The sequence below is a fragment of the Rathayibacter sp. CAU 1779 genome (genome assembly GCF_054551755.1).
On sequence record NZ_JBTOLK010000004.1, the window covers coordinates 189,659 to 208,315 of the forward strand.

The window sequence follows — 18,657 nt, forward strand, 5'->3', positions numbered from 1 at the left end:
CATCGGATGCGGCACCGGGGAGTTGACAGCAATAGTGAACGTTCACTAGTGTCCTGACCATCCGCTCACGGTCGAGCGGTTCTGCGAACTCGGCTTCGAGTTCGAGCAGCGGCCCATCCCGAGTTCTCCGGGGTGCGCACCTCGGCGAGGCGTCGCTCCGACGCCTGATTCGTCGACCCCAGCGCGCCCGCGAAGCCCGTCGCATCCGCTGCCGAAGACCTGCAGGAGCGAAAGGAACACCGATGTCCCTCTTCTCGACAGCACGACGAACACGAGGCCTCGCCGTCGTCGCACTGACTGCTGCCGTCGTCACGACGGTGACCGGTCTCACGGCGACCCCCGCGGTAGCCGCCTCCACCGCCACGACCGGCTTCACCGGTTACACCGACAAGGCACAGCTGCAGGCGACCGGCCGTGGCGTCGTGCAGAGCGGCGAGCTCCCGGTCTCGGACGCCACGGTGCCCGCGGGCAGCGGAACGACCTACTACGTCGATGCGCAGAGCGGAGACGATTCGCAGGGCGGCACCACTGAAGCGACCGCATGGAAGTCATTCGCAAAGGTGAACGCGACGGTCTTCCAGCCCGGCGACCGCATCCTCCTCAAGGCGGGGAGCACGTGGGCGGCCTCAGGCGACCAGGTGGCGAAGGAGGCATTCGACTACACCACTTGGAGCAACGGCGTGGCCACGGATGTCACGGAATCGGCACCAACGGCGCTGGTCGCCCCGCAGGGATCCGGCACCGCAGCCGCTCCGATCGTCATCTCCAGTTACGGCAGCGGCAACGCGCCCAAGCTCGAGGGCCGCGGCGTCGTCAACGATGTGCTGCAGCTGACGAACCAGCAGCACTGGGACATCTCCAACCTCGACATCAGCAACGTGACAGACGGATTCGACCCGTCCGTCTGGCAGCCTGGCGCGAACCAGGGACTCCTGCCCGGCGAAGAGAACCCGAAGACCGGCGACCTGCGCGGCATCCACGTGCAGGGCGAGAACGCCGGAACGCTCAGCGGATTCGTCATCCACGACGTCTTCGTGCACGACGTCAGCGGCGTCACGTGGTCGATCGGCAACGCGGGCCTCGACAGGTCGAAGCGCACGGGCGGCATCCTCTTCGAGGGGCTCAAGGGCGACGGCACGACGGTCTCCCAGTTCGACGACGTCGTTGTGAGCGACAGCTACGTCGCGAACACATCGTTCGCGAACGTCATCTTCAAGCAGTTCTCCGGCATGGGCACCGACAGATATCAGGACCGCGCTCCGGGCTGGGGAGACCGTGCTGTCGCGAAGGCGAGCAACACCGGCGTGGTCACCGAGGATCCGAACTGGCGCCCGAACACCGACATCCGCATCTCCGACAACTACCTGACCAACCGGGACACCCAATACGGATGGGACTCGCTCTACCTGACGAGTGTGCAGGGCGCCACCGTCGACGGCAACCTCATCGACGGCGCCGGCGTCTCCGGCATCGAGATGTACTACTCGGACAACATCGTCGTGCAGAACAACGAGGTCGCGGCCATCCTCAACCGCGCGAACGCCGCCGACTCCAATGCCCTCGACGGCGACCGTGGAACGTCGAACATCCTGATGCAGGACAACTATCTCCACGACTCCGGAGAGGGCGTGCTGCTGTGCGGCTTCGGATTCGGCACGTCGATCGTGCGCTACAACGTGATCCAGGATGTCGCGCGCAACTACGTGAACCCGCACGGCGACTCCGGTGTGAACGTCATCTACGACAACCTGATGTACAACACGCGTGCGCCGTCCTCGAACAACTCCGTCGGATTCTTCAACTCGTCGGGCACCAACAGCAGCATCCTGACGGACAAGAACCGGCACTACCTCTACGACAACGTGTTCGTGAACACGCTCTCCTCGGTGAGCGGCGCCACGCTGCAGGCTTCCTTCCCCGGCGTTTCATTCGCGAACAACGCCTATTACGGACCCGACGTCAGCGCTCCAGCGCAGGATGCTCATCCGATCACGACCGACCCCGGCGTCGGCGATCCCGCGACGGCCATCGCGAACATCACGCCCGGTTCGGCGTCGTCACCCCTCATCGCAGCCGGCACGCCCGTTGACCTGAGCGAGCTCGCCCCCGGCATCGCGGTGACGGGAGCCTCGGCAACGAGCGCGCTCCCGATCTCATCCGACTTCTTCGGAAACGCGCTGACCTCGCCGCCGACCATCGGACCGTCCTCCTACCAGCCGGCTGCCGGCAAGGGGGTGATCGTCGGGATCGTCCGCGACCAGGACGGCGCGGCTGTGCCGGGCGCGCAGGTGCACTACGGAAGCACGTCGCTCACCACCGGTACGGACGGCCGCTACGCCATCGAGGTTCCGGCGGGCGATTACTCGTTCACTGCGACCGCGGCGGGATACGCCGACGGCTCCCCCGTTGCGGTCACCCTCGGCGCCGGGCAGACCCTCGCTCAGGATCTCGCGCTCGGCCAGACGACCTCCACGGTCGGAACCGTGACCGGCACCGTCACCTCCGGAGGGAAACCACTCGCCGGCGCGGACATGACGCTGGCTCAGGGCACGAAGACGGTCGCAACGACGACCACCGACGCGAACGGCGCCTACACGATGTCTGACGTGCCGATGGGCTCCGGCTACACGCTTCAGGCTGCGAAGTCCGGATACGAGACCGCGTCGCGCTCCGACGTCGAGGTGAAGCCGGCGCGCAGCGTGACGGTCGACCTCGTCGTCTCCGCCGAGGCCGGTGCCACCCACTACGCGATCAACGAGACGTTCGACGACGACCCGACCGGCGACTTCACCCAGACATCCGACGGGGTGCTGGTCGCGAACACCGCCCCGGCAGTCGGATCCGTCAGCGTCGTCGACAACCCCGACCAGCCGGGCGACAGGTATCTGAGCGTCGACAAGACCAGCTCGAGCTCCGGCGTGCTCGCCGTGCACAACACGTCGGCCCTCGGACTCACCGGAACGGTCACCGTCGAGGCGCGGATACAACGCACGAGCACCAACACATCGGCGAACCAGGTGGCGATGTACTCCTACGCCGCGTCGGACTGGAACGCCGCGAATCCGGCATCGTCCACGAACCCGGCGGCGACGTTCGGCTTCTCCAAGGGCCAGATCATGACGCACAACGTCACGGGATCTTCCAGCGTGAAGAACGTCGTGAGCTACACGGTCGGACAGTGGTACACCGTGCGCAACGTTGTCGACCTCGACACCGGGACGTTCGACTTCTACGTCGACGACATGAGCACGCCCGTGCTCACCAACCAGCCGCTGCGCACCACGGTGGGCGCTCTCGACTACTTCGACTTCTTCGTGAACGGATCGAACGTCGGCGACATGCTCGTGGACTACTTCAGGGTCAACACGGGGGCTCCCGTCGACTACGACGACACAGCGCTCGGCACGATCACGGCCCACGCTGCCAGCGGCGACGTGGCCCTGACGCCTGCCCAGGACGGCACGACCTTCACCGGCGGGACCGATCCGTACGACACCTCCGCGACGATCGCCGTGACGCCGGAGAGCCCGTTCGCGAAGGTCACCGTCGACGGCAGGCCGGCATCCGCCGGCGCGCCGGTCGAGGTCGCCCTCGGCGACGGATCGGACAGCGACGCGTTCGTGACGACGAACGTGCCGGTCGTGGTCACCGCCGAGGACGGCACGCAGAAGACCTACGTCGTCTCGCTCTCCCGGACGAATCCGAACCAGCTCGCGCGTCTGCGCGACCTCTCGATAGACGGGCTCACCCTCGATCCGGTGTTCGCCGGCGAGCGTCAGGGATCGGGCAATCCGTACACCGTGACGCAGACGCTCGACGCGACCGTCGCGTCCGTCCACCTCACCTGGCGACTGGGCTGGGCGGGCCAGCAGGTCCAGGTGAACGGCACGACACTTGCCGCAGGAGCGACGGATGCGACAGTCCCGGTGCAGCCAGGGCCGAACACGATCGACGTGGCAGTGGATTCGTATCCCGGCGACTCCGGCACGTATGTGCTCCAACTCACTCGCGAGACGGCGGACTTCGGCACGCTCGACGCGGCCATCGCCGACGTGGACGCCCTGGATTCGAGCCGATACAGCGCCGACAGTTGGACACCCCTCATGGTCGCCAGGAACGCGGGCGCCGAGGTGGCGAAGAACGTCCTCGCCTCGCAGGAGCAGGTGGATGCGGCATCCTCAGCCATCGCCTCGGCGAAGGCAGCGCTCGTGCCTGCGGTGCAGACACTGTCGGTGACGCCGGCGGAGGAGGCGTTCGCGACCGGAACGGCTGTCGCGGGCAGCGCCGTGCTGCACGGCACGCGGGCCGACGGCTCGACGGTCGTGCTGACCGATGACGACGTGACCGTCTCCGGATGGGACTCGTCGACCGCCGGATCCGTCACCGTCACGTTCACCGTGCGTCCCGGCCTCGCACCGACCGGTTCGGCTCCCGTGACGGCGACCGCCGCCTTCGTGTTCGCTCCCGCCTGGTCGTCGGCAAGTGCGTACACGACGGGCACGGCAGTCGAGTACCAGGACACGCTCTGGTCGGCGTCGTGGTGGACTCAGGGGCAGACGCCCGGCGACCCGACCGGGCCGTGGCAGCAGCTCCGAACGGCGCCCGACGGCACCTCCATCTGGACGCCGAGCCGGATCTTCGACACGGGCGACGTCGTGGTGTACCACGGGCAGCGGTACAAGGCCGACTACTGGACGCGCGACCAGACGCCGGGAGACACGAACGGGCCCTGGGAGCAGCTCGCCACGACGAGCGACGGGACGACGCTGTGGACCGCATCCCGGATCTTCCACGCCGGCGACGTCGTGAGCTACGACGGATCCCTGTACACGGCGAAGTGGTGGACGAGGAACGAGGTGCCCACCGCGGCCGACGGGCCGTGGCAGCTCCTCGGCTGATCGCCCGCATAACGTTCGTGCCACGACGCATAACGTTCGCGACACGGAGTTCATGCACCCGCAGCGAGTCCGTCTAGACTGAGCAGCCAGAAAGCGATTTCTGAAAGTGTCGTCGAGCGCTTGACTCCGCCCGAACGGGGTCTGGATAATGAGCGAAACGATGCTGGAAAGCGTTTCCCCGCGTGACCACAGCATGGCAAGGAGGCCACATGTCACAGCAGCAGATTTCCCGACGCCAGTTCGGTGCCCTCGCACTGACCGGGATCGGTACCACGCTCCTGCTCGCCGGATGCGGTACGTCCGCGACTCCGGCGGGAGCCGGAGCATCCTCGACGGCCAAGGCCGGCGACGCGTTCAAGAAGGCCACGCTCAACTTCGAGTGGTGGTCCAACCCCGTCCGCACGGAGTACACGAACAAGCTCCTCACGAACTACACGAGCGCCCACTCGAAGATCACCATCAACCCGGCCCCTGGTGAGTGGGCGACGTACTGGACCAAGCTCTCCACGCAGGTCGCGGGTCAGACCGAGCCCGACGTCATCCAGATGGACCAGGCGTACATCGCCGAGTACGGCGGACGCGGCGCCCTGCTCGACATGTCGACCGTCTCGAGCATCGACACGGCGCCGCTCAAGGCCTCGCTGCCGGCCGGAACGCTCGACGGCAAGCTGTACGGCATCCCCACCGGCAACAACGCCTATGGTGTCGCCGCCAACAAGACCCTCTTCGAGAAGGCGGGCGTCAAGGTCCCCGACGACAAGACCTGGACCTGGGACGACTTCCTCGACATCTGCGACAAGCTCAAGAAGGGCTCCGGCGGCGACTTCACCGGAAGCAACTGGAACAGCGGCGACCAGGATCTGCAGCTCTGGCTGCACCAGCACGGCCAGCAGCTCTACACCGACAAGGGCAAGCTCGGCTTCACGGCCGCCAACGTGGCCAGCTGGTTCACGCTGATCAAGAAGCTGTTCGACGCAGGCGACGGCCCCACGCCCGACCAGTTCACGAACGACGTCGCCGCTTCGCTGAACCAGACCCTGTTCGGCACGAGCAAGGTTGCGATGGGCTGGATGTGGAGCAACCAGGTCACGGCCTACCAGCAGTCCAACGGCGGCGACCTCGTACTGCTGCGTCCGCCGAGCATCGCAGGATCAGCGGCGAAGAACGGCCTGTACTTCAAGCCGTCGATGTTCTGGTCGATCGGATCGCAGACGAAGTACCCGGCGCAGGCCGGCGGCGTGATCAACTACTTCCTGAACAGCACGGAGGCCGGCAAGCTGCAGCTCGCAGAGCGCGGCATCCCCGCCAACGAAAAGGTGCTCGCCGTCGTCAAGCCACTGCTGTCTGACACCGATCAGCTCGCCGTGACCTACCTCGAGAACATCAAGTCCGAGATCAAGTGGGTGCCGCCGGTGCCGCCGAAGGGCACCAGCACCGCGGCATCCGTCGCGCAGCGGCACACGCAGGACGTCATCTTCGGACGCGCCACGCCCGCCGATGCGGCAACCGCGTTCCGGTCGGAACTGCAGAGCCTGATCGACGCCGCGTCGTGACCTCAGCGGACGGACCCGCGGACTCAGGCGGCCAGGCATCGCCGCACCGCAGCCTCGGGTCCGTCCCCTCGATGTCCGCCATTCCCGGCTACGAGGAGTGGCCGATCCACGCATCCGCCGCGGCGCCCTTCGCCGCGGCGGATCCGCGTTCCCAGGAGCTCGCTGACGTGCTCGGGCTGCGCGAAACGCCGGCCGTCGCCGGGGTCCACCGGGGCGCATCCGTCGAGGTGTCCGGTCTGAGCATCACCCCGCTCCGCTGGCGGATGCCGTACGGACCGGCGACCCAGGCATGGGAGCTGCGACCGAAAGGGGCGCGGGGGCCGCTGCCCGGCATCCTCGCGCTGCATCCGCACGGCGGGCGACGCTCAACGGGTGCCGCGCAGCTCGTCGACCTCATCGGTGACAGGCCGGAAGCGCTGGCGAACCGGCTGGCGCGGGCGGACGCGATCGTGCTCGCGCACGACACGTTCTCGTGGGCCAGCAGGCGCTTCGATCTCACGCGGCTGCCGCCGAAGCTCGCGCGCACCCGTGACGCCCTCCTCGCACTCTGGGCTGCAGAGGATCACGTTCCGACTCCGGACGAGGAGTTCGACGCGGTCTCCAGCGCCCATGAGGAGCTGATCGCGAAGGCTGCAGGCGTGCTCGGACAGACGTTCGCGGGCATGGTCGTCGCCGACGACCTCGTCGCGCTCGACGTGCTCGCCGGCCTCGACGGCGTGGATTCCGCGCGACTCGCGACCGTCGGCTTCTCCGGCGGCGGAGGACGCGCCCAGCTCGTCGGCGCGCTGGATCCACGAGTGGGTGCGACGGTGATCGCCGGCATGATGGCGACATTCGGATCGCTGATGCCCGACTACATCGAGACGCACTCCTGGCTGCTGCACAGCCCCGGCCTGCCGCAGGTCGCGGACTGGCCGGACATCGCCAGGATCGGACGCCCGCGCGAGCTCTTCGTGCTCTACGGCGAGCGCGATCCCCTCTTTCCGCCCGCCGGCATGCGTGCGGCGCACGAGGCGCTGCGGAACCTGCCCGGCTACCGCGGGCGCTTCTTCGACGCGGGCCACGAGCTGACCCCGGCGATGGTGCATGCCATCGTCGATTTCCTGAGGTCGTGGCGCGGGCATCCGGCGCCGAAGCGCTCTGGCGTCGATCGACGCGACGCAGAGGGACACGGCGCTCACTGATGCGGCGCCGATAGACCAGCCGGCCACCGTCCACGACCCTCGATAGCACCACAGTCGACACCGCAGCCCGCCGTCATCCGGAGGACCCATCGCATGACCCCTCAGCCATCCGCACACGCGGGCGAGCCTTCCGCCCGTTCCGTGATCGAGTCCTTCCGCACTCCGCCTGCGGACAGCCGTCCGATGATGCGGTGGTGGTGGTTCGGTCCGGATGTCGACCGCGGCGAGCTGGCGCGCGAGCTGCGCGCCATGCGGGATGCGGGCATCGGCGGGGTCGAGGTGGCGTTCGTGTACCCGCTGTCGCGCGCGGAGCATCCGTTCCTCTCCCCCGGATTCCTGGATGATGTCGCCTTCGCGGCACGTACCGCGCGGGAGCTCGGTCTGCGCTTCGACCTCACGCTCGGCAGCGGCTGGTCGTACGGCGGTGGGCACATCGGATCCGACACCGCGGCTCGCACACTGCGCTGGGACGTGCGGGACATCGGGATCGACGCGCTCGACCTCTCGGCGGAATCCGCGCATCCCGACGACCTCCTGGTCGCCGTGTTCATCGCCGAGGGCACGGTGCACGACCGTCCTGTGACCTTCGAGCAGGTTCCGGTGCTCGACGGGCGGGTGCATATCGGATCCGGACGGGGACCGCGACAGCTCGCGATCGCCTGGTCGTCTCCGACCGGGCAGCAGGTGAAGCGTGCGGCATCCGGTGCGGAGGGTCCCGTGCTCGACCACTACAGCGCGGAGGCCACGGCCGCGCACCTGGCCGCCGTGGCGGATCCGCTCCTGGATGCCGTGCCCGCCGACCTGCTGGGATCCGTGTTCTGCGACAGCCTGGAGGTCTACCACGCGAACTGGACGCCGCGACTGCCAGCCGAGTTCGTCGCGCGGCGCGGCCGCGACCTGATCCCGGACCTGTGGCGACTGCGCTTCGATGCCCCCGGTTCCGCCGAGTTCCGCGCCGAGTACTACACGACGCTCGGCGAACTGTACGAGGAGAACTTCCTCGACGTGGTGCGCGGATGGGCGAAGCAGCGTGGCGTTCCGTTCCGTGTGCAGAGCTACGGAACCCCGCCCGCACGGCTGGGAAGCTACGGCCATGCCGACCTGGTCGAGGGCGAAGGCTGGGGATGGCGCGGCATTCCGCAGACCCGATGGGCGTCATCCGCCGCCCATCATCTCGGTCGATCTGTGGTCTCGTCCGAGACGTGGACGTGGGTGCATTCGCCGTCGTTCCGCGGGACGCCTCTCGACCTCAAGGGTGAGGCGCACGAGCACTTCCTGCTCGGCATCAATCAGCTGATCGGGCACGGCTGGCCGTACAGCGCTCCGGATGCGCCAGGCCTCGGCTGGTTCTTCTATGCCTCCGGCGCCCTCGACGATCGCAACGCGTGGTGGCCCGCGATGCCGCGGCTCACCGAGTACCTCGCCCGATTGAGCGCGTTGCTCCGTCAGGGGTCACCGGTGCGCGACGTTCTGCTGTACCTGCCGACATCCGACGTGTATCCGCGCCTGGGCCCGGAGAAGGGCGGCAACCTCGACCTGTGGCGCACGCTCCGCGCGCACATCGGCGACGAGATCCCTGCCGCGATCCGCGACGCCGGGCTCGACTTCGACCTCGTCGACGACGACGCGCTCGACGTCCTGTCGAGCGGCAGCGCGTCCACCGGCGCTGCGTCGATCGACGAGAACACCGCCATCGTGCTGCCGTTCGCCGAGGCGATCCCCGAGCGCACGCGCCGCGCGCTCCGTGCCGCGGAGAGGGCCGGCGCACTCGTCGTCTCCGTCGGGGCGCCTCGCTCCGAGGCACGTCCCCATCAGGCAGCCACCGGGCGGGGATCCGACACTGCGGATGTCGTTTCGCCGGACGAGCTCACCACCGTGCTCCGCCTCGGTCGCTCTCCAGATCTCGTGCTCGATCCGCCCACGCCGCAGGTCGGTTTCGTGCACAGGGAGATCGGGGACGGACACGCGTACCTGCTCGTGAACACCGGCCCGGAATCCGTGTCGTTCGTCGCCCATCCGCGCGAGCTGAGGGACGGATGGCAACTGTGGCGTGCGGAAGACGGGCGCGTGACGGATGCCGGCGTGCCGAGTGCCCCGCCGCACGTGCGTCTCGAGGCGTACCAGGCCGTGGTGATCGCGACCGACGGCATCCGCGACGAGGGCCCGCGTCACAGCCATGAGGATGTCCTGAGAGATGCTCGCGAGGCCGCGCACGACCCCGCGCACGATACGGCGTCGCCCAGTGCTGAATCGACCCTCTCGACGGGATGGCGCGTGAGCTACCACGACCGCGCCGACGCAAGCCCGGTCGAGCTTCCCCACGACTGGCGGGCGGAGCGTCCTGGCTACGCAGGCTCGGCGACGTACGAACTCGAGTTCGACGCGGACAGCCTGTGGCCCGACGGAGTGCCGTCCGGGGTGGATCTCCACCTCGGCGATGCCGTGCCCGAGGCGCCCGGTGACGGACGTGCGCTCCCCGGCGCGTCGTATCACACGCGCGTGAAGCCGCCGGTCTGCGACGTGGCGCAGGTGGAGCTCAACGGCACGGCCTGCGGGACCGTCTTCGCTCCGCCGTACGCGGTGGACGTGACGGATGCGCTCGTGCCCGGCCGGAACATCCTCCGCGTCACCGTGTCGAACAGCACAGCAGCCGCGCTGACGGATCCCGACGTGCGGGCGAGCGTCGACGACCTGGTCGCGCGGTCGCGTGAGCTCTACGGCATGCGGTTCGTGATGCAGGATCTGGATGCCGCGGGTGAGGGCCTGCGGTCGGGCCTGGTGTCGGTGCCGCGGCTGCGGTGGACGACCGAGCGCTGACATCGGCCGGCGAACTCGCACGAGCTGCGGCCCGGTCCGGGGCGTCAGGCGTCAGCCGCGCACCCGCCGCGCAAGACCCTTCACGTACTCCGCCTGCCCGAGGTGCTTCACGTCGTCGTCGATGATGCTGACGAGCCTCACGCCGAGCGTGACGGGCGGGTTCCAGCGGTTGTCGACGATGCGCTCCAGGTCGGCGTCGCTCGTCGCCGCGATCTGCGCGAGCGTGACCCGCTCGGTCGCGTCGTAATAGCCCGTCAGCAGCTCGGTCGAGACATCGACGGCGGCCACTTCGGTCGAGGACTGACCGTAGCCCGTCGCTCGACGAGAGAACGGCAGACCGAACCGGTCGGCCCAGCCTTCGGACGTCCACACCTGCTCGAGCGAATACGCGTCGGCGATCTGCGCATCCTGGACGCGGGCGAGGTGCCAGACGAGCCACGCGATCGAGTTCGCTTCGCCGTCGGGCCGGAACGTCAGGGCGGCGTGATCCGTGTCGGCGAGGAGGCGGTGTACGCCCTCTCCGATACGTCCGACGGCGTCCGACAAAAGTTCTCTGGTGTCCATGTGTTGTCCGTGCCCGCTTCCCGCTCGTGCTTGCCGTTCGCTTCCCGCGCCCACGTTACGCGGGCGGGTCCGCGGACGAAGCGGATGCCAGGTGCACGTTTCCCCTTTCGGCTCGCGTTGCGGGCCAGGGCGCGTCCGCTGGTGTCAGCTATCCGTGCTGACAGCGGTCAGACGACGGCGTACGCGCGCACCGGGAACGTCCCGAATCCTTCGACCGCAGGCGGCGCAGCGGTGAACAGCGCCCCGCGCGCCGGCAGAGCACCGAGGTTCGTCAGGTGCTCCACGACATGGATCCCGGCGGCGAGCAATCCGGAGTGCGCCGGCCGTTCTCCACCTGATTCCGTGTCGTCGATGTTGAGGGAGTCGATGCCGACGAGAGCCGCACCCTGCTCGACGAGGTAGGCAACGGCATCCGTCGTCAGGAACGGTGCGCCCTTCGCATACTCCGGCGTGCCGAAGTGGCGGTCCCAGCCGGTGTGCACCAGCACGGCGGCGCCGCGCACGTCGCGGTCGAAGAACACGGAGGCCGGCACGCCGCGCTCGCGTGCATCCTCGAGGTGCACCACCTCGGCGCGAAGGTCGACGAGCGTCGCGAGGTCGAGCGAGGCGAGGTCTCCCCCGTCTGCGTAGCGGTGGAACGGGCTGTCGAGATACGTGCCGGTGTTGCCGATCATGGTGATCACGTCCATGGCGAACTCGGTGCCGGGGGCGTAGACGCTGCGTGAGTCCTCCCGGGTGAGGTGCGGCGTGATCGTCGGTGCCGGCAGCCCGGGGTAGGTGATGAGCCCCTCGCGGATGCGATGGCTCAGATCGACAACGCGACGTGCGTGGTTCGCGGACTGCGTGGCATCCGCCGTCTCCGTCTCGGACATGCCGCGGCTCCCCCGATGCTGCTCCTCCACGATGACGAGGTCGCGCAGCTCGACGCGGCCCACGAGGGCCAGACCGAGATGCTGCACGAAGAGGCGGCCGACGGCATCCGCGCCGAGGTCCGTGGTATGCGGATCGGCTCCGGGCAGATCGAGCCTGAAGCCTTCGGCGGACAGCGAGCCGCCGTTGACGAACTCGACGGTGGCGTCGAAGTGAGCGCGATATTCGGGCATGGCTGATTCTCTCAGCGGCAGACGCCCGCGGCACGAACGTGCCGAGGACCCGTCACGCGCAGCAATCGCGCCATGTGCGCACTGTTGCGCCGGCGAGAGTGGCGCAACAGTGCGCACACGGCGCTGCGTTCCGAACCTCAGCCGACCCGATCGAGCGCCTGCTCGACGTCGTCCAGAAGGTCGTCGACGTCCTCGATGCCGACTGACAGGCGCACGATGTTCGCCGGCACCTCGAGCGCGGTCCCGCGCACGGAGGCGTGGGTCATCTCGCTCGGGTATCCGATGAGGGATTCGACGCCGCCGAGCGACTCGGCCAGCTGGAAGACGCGGGTGGACTCGACGAAGGCGCGCGCGGCATCCGCTCCGGCTCGCAACGCGACAGACAGCATGCCGCCGAACCGCGACATCTGCCGGGCCGCGAGCTCGTGACCCGGGTGCGACGGCAGACCGGGGTAGTAGACGGTCTCGATCGCCGGATGCTCTGCCATCCGCTCCGCGATCGCCTGCGCGTTCTCGGAGTGGCGCTGCACCCGCACGTCGAGCGTCTTGATGCCGCGAACGGTGAGCCACGCCTCCATGGGCGCGGCGATGGCGCCCGCCGCGAACTGCTGGAAAGCGACCTTCTCCCCCAGGTCGTGCAGCTCGGCAGTGGCCTCGCGCAGCACGACGGCCCCGCCGATCACGTCGGAGTGGCCGCCCAGGTACTTCGTCGTGGAGTGCACGACGACGTCGGCGCCGAGCGACAACGGCTGCTGCAACGCAGGCGACGCGAACGTGTTGTCCACGACGACGACGGCACCGACGGCGTGGCCGAGCTCGGCGAGCGCCGCGATGTCGCTGATCTTCATCAGCGGGTTGCTCGGAGTCTCGATCCACAGCATCTTCGTGCCGTCGATGCCGAGTGACTCGCGCACGGCATCGAGGTCGGTGAGGTCGACGGCGGTGTGCCGGATTCCCCACTCGCCGTGGATCCTATTGATCAGGCGGTGTGTGCCGCCGTAGACGTCGTTGCCGAGCACGACGTGATCGCCCGGCCGCAGCGCGGAACGCAGCAGGGCATCCTCCGCCGCAAGACCGGACGCGAAGGCGAGCCCGCGGTCGCCGCCCTCGAGCGCGGCCAGAACCGTCTCGAGCGACGAGCGGGTCGGGTTGCCGCTTCTCCCGTATTCGTAGCCGCCGCGGAGTCCGCCGACGCCGTCCTGCACGAACGTGGACGACTGGTAGATCGGTGGGACGACCGCACCGGTCGTGGGGTCGAACTCCTGGCCCGCGTGGATGGCCCGGGTGGCGAATCCTGCTGGGGTGTCGTGGTTGTCTGTCATGGGGTCTCGTTTCGTCGTCTTGGGTGGCTGCCGCGTTCACAATTCAGGAACAACGGGAACGACATCGCCGGCCTGCCGCGGGGATCCGCACCACGGGTGACGTCGAGCTGCCGACCGTGCCTGTCGTTCCTGAATTGTGAACGGCGAACGGATGTGACATCGTCCGTTCGCCTCAGCGGCTGAGGAAGGCGAGCAGGTCGGCGCGCGTGATCACGGAGAGCGGTTTGCCGCCATCCGTCACCAACAGGGCGTCCGAGTCGCCGAGGGCGGAGCGAGCGGCGAACACCGTCTCGTTCACGCCGATGAGCGGCAGCGGGGACGCCACGACGGATCCGACGCTGTCGGCCATCTTCGCGGTCCCTGCGAACACCTGATCGAGCAGCGTGCGCTCGTCGAGCGAGCCGACGACCTCCCCGATCACGACGGGCGGTTCTGCGCTGAGGATCGGCAGCTGGCTCACGCCGAACTCGTTCATGATCGCGATGGCGTCGTGCACCGTGTCGGACGGATGCGCGTGCACCAGATCCGGGAGATCCCCCGATTTCGTGGCGATCACGTCGCGCACCGTCGCCTCACCGGAGACGTCGCTGAAGCCGTACGAGCGCATCCACGCGTCGTTGAAGATCTTGCCGAGGTAGCCGCGGCCGCCATCCGGAAGGAGTACGACGACCACGTCATCCGGTCCGAGATCACGCGCCGCATGAAGCGCCGCGACGACGGCCATGCCGCTCGAGCCACCGACGAGGAGGCCCTCCTCGCGAGCCAGTCGGCGGGTCATGGCGAAAGAATCGGCATCCGACACGGCGATGATCTCGTCGGGCACGTTCGGGTCGTACGCAGCGGGCCAGAAGTCCTCGCCGACGCCCTCGACCAGGTACGGGCGCCCGGTGCCACCTGAGTAGACGGAACCCTCGGGGTCGGCCCCCACGATCCGCACCCGTCCGTCTGACACCTCCTTGAGGAAGCGTCCGGTTCCGGTGATCGTTCCGCCCGTGCCGACGCCGGCCACGAAGTGTGTGACCTTGCCGTCGGTGTCGCGCCAGATCTCGGGGCCGGTGGTCTCGTAGTGGCTGAGCGGGCCGTTCGGATTCGCGTACTGGTTCGGCTTGTAGGCGCCCGGTATCTCGCGCACCAGCCGATCGGAGACGCTGTAGTACGAGTCGGGGTCGTCGGGAGCGACAGCGGTCGGCGTCACGTGGATCTCAGCGCCGTACGCGGTGAGCACGTTGCGTTTGTCCTCGCCCACCTTGTCGGGCAGCACGAAGATGCAGCGGTATCCGCGCTGCTGGGCGACGAGCGCCAGTCCGACGCCGGTGTTGCCACTGGTGGGTTCCACGATCGTGCCGCCCGGCTTCAGCAGGCCGTCGCGCTCCGCGGCGTCGACGATCCGCTCCGCGATGCGGTCCTTGCTGGATCCGCCCGGGTTCAGGTACTCCACCTTCACCAGCACCGTGGCGGCGATGCCGTCGGTGACATGGTTCAGGCGAACGAGGGGCGTGTTGCCGATGAGGTCGGTGATGGATGCCGCGAACTTCATGGTCGTCCTGCTGTCTCTGTGTTGTCTTCGCTGGGGTCGGTCGTCGGTCGGATGCCGCGCGCACGTCCTCAGGCCGGCGCGGCCTCAGCGACAACAACAGTTCAGGAACACGGCCTCCACCCTACGGCACGCGGAGCGGATCTCCGCACCCGTACGTTGCGCACACCCGACGGTACGCTCGCGCGGCATTCCGCGACCGGCCCCGGCGTGTCGGCCCTCCGACGCGGCGTGTCGGCGCGGATATCCGCAGGAACGCACATGAGAGGGACGAGAGGAGCGTCGCGGCGGGAGGCCAGCAATGGCCTCCGCCCCAAGCTCCAGCGCAGCGCGCCCATAAACTGATCCGCATGTCGGTGTCCTCCCTCACGAACGCCGCCCAGGACTACCTCAAGGTGATCTGGACGGCGAACGAATGGGAGTCGACGCCCGTCACGGTGACGGCGCTCGCCGCGCGGTTCGGGGTGAGGGCCGCGACCGTTTCGGACGGCATCCGTCGCCTCACGGAGCAAGGGCTCGTCGTGCACGAGCCGTACGGCGCGGTCGAACTCACCGACACCGGGCGTGCGCACGCGCTGGCGATGGTGCGACGCCATCGGCTCATCGAGACGTTCCTCGTCGAGACGCTCGGGTATCCCTGGGACGAGGTGCACGACGAGGCGGAAGTGCTGGAGCACGCGGTCTCCGACACGCTCATCGACCGGATCGACGCGGCGCTCGGACATCCGGTGCGCGATCCACACGGGGATCCGATCCCGACGGCCGACGGCGACCCGCGAAAGCCGCACGCCGTGCGGCTCACCGACGCGGCAGCCGGCGAGAGCCTCACTGTCGTGCGCATCTCGGACGCGGATCCGGCTGTACTGCGGTATCTCGCCGAACTCGGCATCCGTCTGGATGCCGGCGCCTCCGTGCTCGAGACGCGCCCGTTTGCCGGCGACCTGGTCGTCTCGATCGACGACGGAGACCCGATCACCGTGGGTTCCGTGGCCGCGAACGCGATCTGGGTGGCGCAGCGAGTGAGCTGAGACCGACCGACCGGCCAGCGCCACGCGTCGGGGCCCCACGCGGAGCACTGACCGAGTGTGCAGAGAACGCGCTCGGTCTTGCAAACGAAGCGCGTTCTCTGCACGCTCGGTTGGGGTACCGACTCGGCGGATGTCAACTCGGCGGGCTACCGACTCGTGGGGATGTTCCGCTCGGGCAGCTCCTCATCGCCCGACGGACGCGAGGTCCGAGCCGTCGTGCTCAGCGAGCCGAGGCGACCTGTGCCTGTTCCGGCTCGTCCTCGGCGTCCTTCGCCTCGCGCGGCACCAGCGGTATCGCCGCCACGGGCGCCACCGCGACCAGAGCGAACGCCAGCGGATATCCGACCAGCGTGATCAGTCCGCCCACAGCCGGCCCCACGATCGAGGCAGCCAGGAACTGGCCCGTGTTCTGCGCGCCGAGTGCCCGTCCCGACCAGAACGGTCCGGCGATCTCGGCGACGGCTGTGTAGGCCAGTCCGTTGTCCGCGACGGTGACGGTCGCCGCGACGATCAGGGCGGCTGCGGCGGTCCACGCCGGCGCCAGCTCGCTCAGCCCGAGCAGGATCATCACGCCGGCCGCCGCCCACGCCACCTGCCGCAGGGGGCGAAGCCTGCTGCCGACGCGATCCGACCACACGCCGACGGCGACTCGTCCCAGGGCGCCCACGAACTGCGAGACGCCGACCACGATCCCGGCCGCCGTCGCCGACATCCCCCGATCCGAGGTGAGCCAGATGAGCCCGAAGATCGACACCGTGAACTGCGGAACGACCAGCAGAGCGGATGCCGCATGGATGCGCACCAGCGCCCCTGTGGACCGGTACGGGTTCGTGACGACTGCAGCAGCGTCCGCTCCCTTTCGCGCCGGACGCGGCGGGTCGATGATGACCACGGCGCTCAGCACGGCCAACGCTGCGGTCAGCACGAGCGGCAGCGCCATCGCCGCTGACACTCCGCCGGATGCCGCCAGCGGCGGAACCGCGATGGCCGCGACCGCGACGCCCAGGGGCTGGCACATCTGCCTGATGCCCATCGCCAGCCCGCGCTGTTCCTTGCGGAACCAGCCGACGACGACGCGTCCGCTCGCCGCATTCGTGCTGGCGGATGCCGCACCGCCGAGCAGCAGGAATCCGCCCAGTCCCACGTATCCCGACGCCGTCATCGCGCCCACTGCTGCGAGCGCTGTCAGAGCCATGCCGCCTGCGATGACCCAGCGTTCGCCGACGCGATCCGTCAACGCTCCCCACGCCACCAGCGTGAAGACCAGTCCGAGAGTCGGTGCGGATGCCAGCAGGCCCGCCTGCGCCAGCGGGATCCCGCGCTCGGTGTGCAGCAGCGGGATGAGGAACGCGGGAGCGGATTGGAACACGGTGCCGGCGGCCTGCGCCAGCACCGCCGTCGCGAGCATGAGCCACGGCCGGACGGACCCCGTTCGGGGCGTCGATGCGGGGTGTGCTGGTCGCCTCGTCGCCATGAGGCCTTCTCCTTGCCGTTCGGGGCCGGATCGGCCGTGGCTCATGCTCGTGTACGGGATACCATATTGGTATACCACTACGGAGTGCAACACGACTCCCTCTCAGACCGCCGCAGCGACCGCCGGTGAACGGCGCGAACGAAGACCAGCGGACAGCAGGAACATTTCGGGCAGCCCATCCGGCGGACCGGGCGGGGCAGAGATGCCCGCCGCGCACCCGGCGACGCTCATACTTGTTCGGACGGATCCATCTCCACGTCCACTGTCGGCCCACGAAAGCAGAACGAATCCCCCATGCCCACCGCATCCCAGACCGAGCAGGTGTACGAGCAGGTACGCCAGGCCATCCTGTCGCTGGACATCGTGCCCGGCGCACGGCTCAGCGAGCGCGGCCTCGAGGGCGAGTTCGGCGCATCGCGAACTCCCGTCCGTGCGGCCCTCATGCGGCTGCAGGCCGAGGGCCTCGTCGCCAGGGACGGCCGCAACTGGCACGCGACGCCGATCGACCTCGACGAGGTGTCGGCGCTGGCCGAATACCGCGAGGCCGTCGAGTCCGCGGCGGCACGGCTGGCGTGCGCACGGGCATCGGACGATGACTTCGTCGCGTTCGCCGAGGATGTCACGGCGCGCGGCGAGGACCCGGATGACGAGCACAACGGCATGCGACGCGGATCGGACTTCCACGAGGGGCTCGCCGCACTCAGCGGCAATCCGTTCATCGTGCAGGCCGTGTCCGACGCCGTGACAAGGATGGCGCGCGCCCGCTGGCTCGAGATGCGCACCGAGGAGGGCAGGTCGGCTGCGTGGGCCGAGCACGCCGCCATCGTCGAGGCGATCAGGGCGCGGGATGCGGATGCCGCGGCATCCGCCATCGCCCGTCACAGCAAGGCCAACCTCGAGCGACTCCTCGTGTCGATCCGTTCCGACCGGCGCGCGTTCGGTGCGCGCGGTCTTCGCATCGTCGGCGAGTAGGTCCGGAGAGCGCTGCCGCCCGGGCGACAAACCGGACAGATCTCACGGCGCGCGTCGACCGTTCCAACGACGGGCGCGCGAATACACCCTGTAAGCGTTTGACGCAAACGCTTACATTTCGCACCCGATCGTGCTTATCGTGCCTTCTGATGGGTGTCTTCTCCGCCCGGTATGCGGTGGCGGTGAAACATCCCAGTACCGCCGCGAC

General features: G+C 68.7%; 11 protein-coding genes. 6 read left to right on the top strand and 5 right to left on the bottom strand.

What is annotated here, in order from left to right:
- Window positions 1–242: 242 nt before the first annotated feature.
- The 4 genes from ACX9R5_RS17080 to ACX9R5_RS17095 all read left to right on the top strand — a co-directional run bounded on the left by ACX9R5_RS17080 (window position 243) and on the right by ACX9R5_RS17095 (window position 10,452).
- Window positions 243–4,898 carry a carboxypeptidase regulatory-like domain-containing protein gene (locus ACX9R5_RS17080; protein ID WP_459410257.1) on the top strand — a complete coding sequence of 1,552 codons (4,656 nt, stop codon included), beginning with the start codon at window positions 243–245 and terminating at the stop codon, window positions 4,896–4,898.
- Between the two features lie 209 nt (window positions 4,899–5,107).
- The gene (locus tag ACX9R5_RS17085; protein ID WP_459410258.1) at window positions 5,108–6,451 is read left to right on the top strand and encodes an ABC transporter substrate-binding protein; all 1,344 of its coding nucleotides are present in this window, start codon (window positions 5,108–5,110) and stop codon (window positions 6,449–6,451) included.
- The gene (locus tag ACX9R5_RS17090) at window positions 6,448–7,635 is read left to right on the top strand and encodes a dienelactone hydrolase family protein (RefSeq protein WP_459410259.1); all 1,188 of its coding nucleotides are present in this window, start codon (window positions 6,448–6,450) and stop codon (window positions 7,633–7,635) included. The genes ACX9R5_RS17085 and ACX9R5_RS17090 overlap by 4 nt, the downstream gene beginning before the upstream one ends.
- A 93-nt stretch (window positions 7,636–7,728) precedes the next feature.
- The gene (locus ACX9R5_RS17095) at window positions 7,729–10,452 is read left to right on the top strand and encodes a glycosyl hydrolase (protein ID WP_459410260.1); all 2,724 of its coding nucleotides are present in this window, start codon (window positions 7,729–7,731) and stop codon (window positions 10,450–10,452) included.
- Window positions 10,453–10,503: 51 nt separating this feature from the next.
- Here ACX9R5_RS17095 and ACX9R5_RS17100 read toward each other — a convergent pair whose 3' ends face one another.
- The 4 genes from ACX9R5_RS17100 to ACX9R5_RS17115 form a co-directional block, all read right to left on the bottom strand.
- Window positions 10,504–11,016 (bottom strand): mycothiol transferase, encoded by a 513-nt coding sequence (locus ACX9R5_RS17100; RefSeq protein WP_459410261.1) that lies wholly within the window; start codon window positions 11,014–11,016, stop codon window positions 10,504–10,506.
- Window positions 11,017–11,183: 167 nt separating this feature from the next.
- Complete coding sequence (locus ACX9R5_RS17105; RefSeq protein WP_459410262.1) at window positions 11,184–12,119, bottom strand: cyclase family protein; 936 nt, start codon at window positions 12,117–12,119, stop codon at window positions 11,184–11,186.
- 137 nt (window positions 12,120–12,256) lie between these two features.
- The gene (locus tag ACX9R5_RS17110; protein ID WP_459410263.1) at window positions 12,257–13,441 is read right to left on the bottom strand and encodes a cystathionine gamma-synthase; all 1,185 of its coding nucleotides are present in this window, start codon (window positions 13,439–13,441) and stop codon (window positions 12,257–12,259) included.
- Window positions 13,442–13,613: 172 nt separating this feature from the next.
- Window positions 13,614–14,978, bottom strand: coding sequence for a cystathionine beta-synthase (locus ACX9R5_RS17115; RefSeq protein ID WP_459410264.1), 1,365 nt, complete (start codon window positions 14,976–14,978; stop codon window positions 13,614–13,616).
- 347 nt (window positions 14,979–15,325) lie between these two features.
- Between ACX9R5_RS17115 and ACX9R5_RS17120 the strand changes: the two genes are divergently transcribed.
- The gene (locus ACX9R5_RS17120) at window positions 15,326–16,003 is read left to right on the top strand and encodes a metal-dependent transcriptional regulator (protein WP_459410265.1); all 678 of its coding nucleotides are present in this window, start codon (window positions 15,326–15,328) and stop codon (window positions 16,001–16,003) included.
- 220 nt (window positions 16,004–16,223) lie between these two features.
- Here the strand turns inward: ACX9R5_RS17120 and ACX9R5_RS17125 are convergent, their stop codons facing one another.
- Window positions 16,224–17,477 carry an MFS transporter gene (locus ACX9R5_RS17125; protein WP_459410266.1) on the bottom strand — a complete coding sequence of 418 codons (1,254 nt, stop codon included), beginning with the start codon at window positions 17,475–17,477 and terminating at the stop codon, window positions 16,224–16,226.
- Window positions 17,478–17,771: 294 nt separating this feature from the next.
- Between ACX9R5_RS17125 and ACX9R5_RS17130 the strand changes: the two genes are divergently transcribed.
- Complete coding sequence (locus ACX9R5_RS17130; protein WP_459410267.1) at window positions 17,772–18,449, top strand: GntR family transcriptional regulator; 678 nt, start codon at window positions 17,772–17,774, stop codon at window positions 18,447–18,449.
- Window positions 18,450–18,657: the final 208 nt, after the last annotated feature.

Coding starts and splice junctions, on each gene's coding strand:
- ACX9R5_RS17080 (WP_459410257.1), top strand. CDS start 243: ATGTCCCTCTTCTCGACAGCACGACGAACACGAGGCCTCGCCGTCGTC.
- ACX9R5_RS17085 (WP_459410258.1), top strand. CDS start 5,108: ATGTCACAGCAGCAGATTTCCCGACGCCAGTTCGGTGCCCTCGCACTG.
- ACX9R5_RS17095 (WP_459410260.1), top strand. CDS start 7,729: ATGACCCCTCAGCCATCCGCACACGCGGGCGAGCCTTCCGCCCGTTCC.
- ACX9R5_RS17100 (WP_459410261.1), bottom strand. CDS start 11,016: ATGGACACCAGAGAACTTTTGTCGGACGCCGTCGGACGTATCGGAGAG.
- ACX9R5_RS17105 (WP_459410262.1), bottom strand. CDS start 12,119: ATGCCCGAATATCGCGCTCACTTCGACGCCACCGTCGAGTTCGTCAAC.
- ACX9R5_RS17110 (WP_459410263.1), bottom strand. CDS start 13,441: ATGACAGACAACCACGACACCCCAGCAGGATTCGCCACCCGGGCCATC.
- ACX9R5_RS17115 (WP_459410264.1), bottom strand. CDS start 14,978: ATGAAGTTCGCGGCATCCATCACCGACCTCATCGGCAACACGCCCCTC.
- ACX9R5_RS17120 (WP_459410265.1), top strand. CDS start 15,326: ATGTCGGTGTCCTCCCTCACGAACGCCGCCCAGGACTACCTCAAGGTG.
- ACX9R5_RS17125 (WP_459410266.1), bottom strand. CDS start 17,477: ATGGCGACGAGGCGACCAGCACACCCCGCATCGACGCCCCGAACGGGG.
- ACX9R5_RS17130 (WP_459410267.1), top strand. CDS start 17,772: ATGCCCACCGCATCCCAGACCGAGCAGGTGTACGAGCAGGTACGCCAG.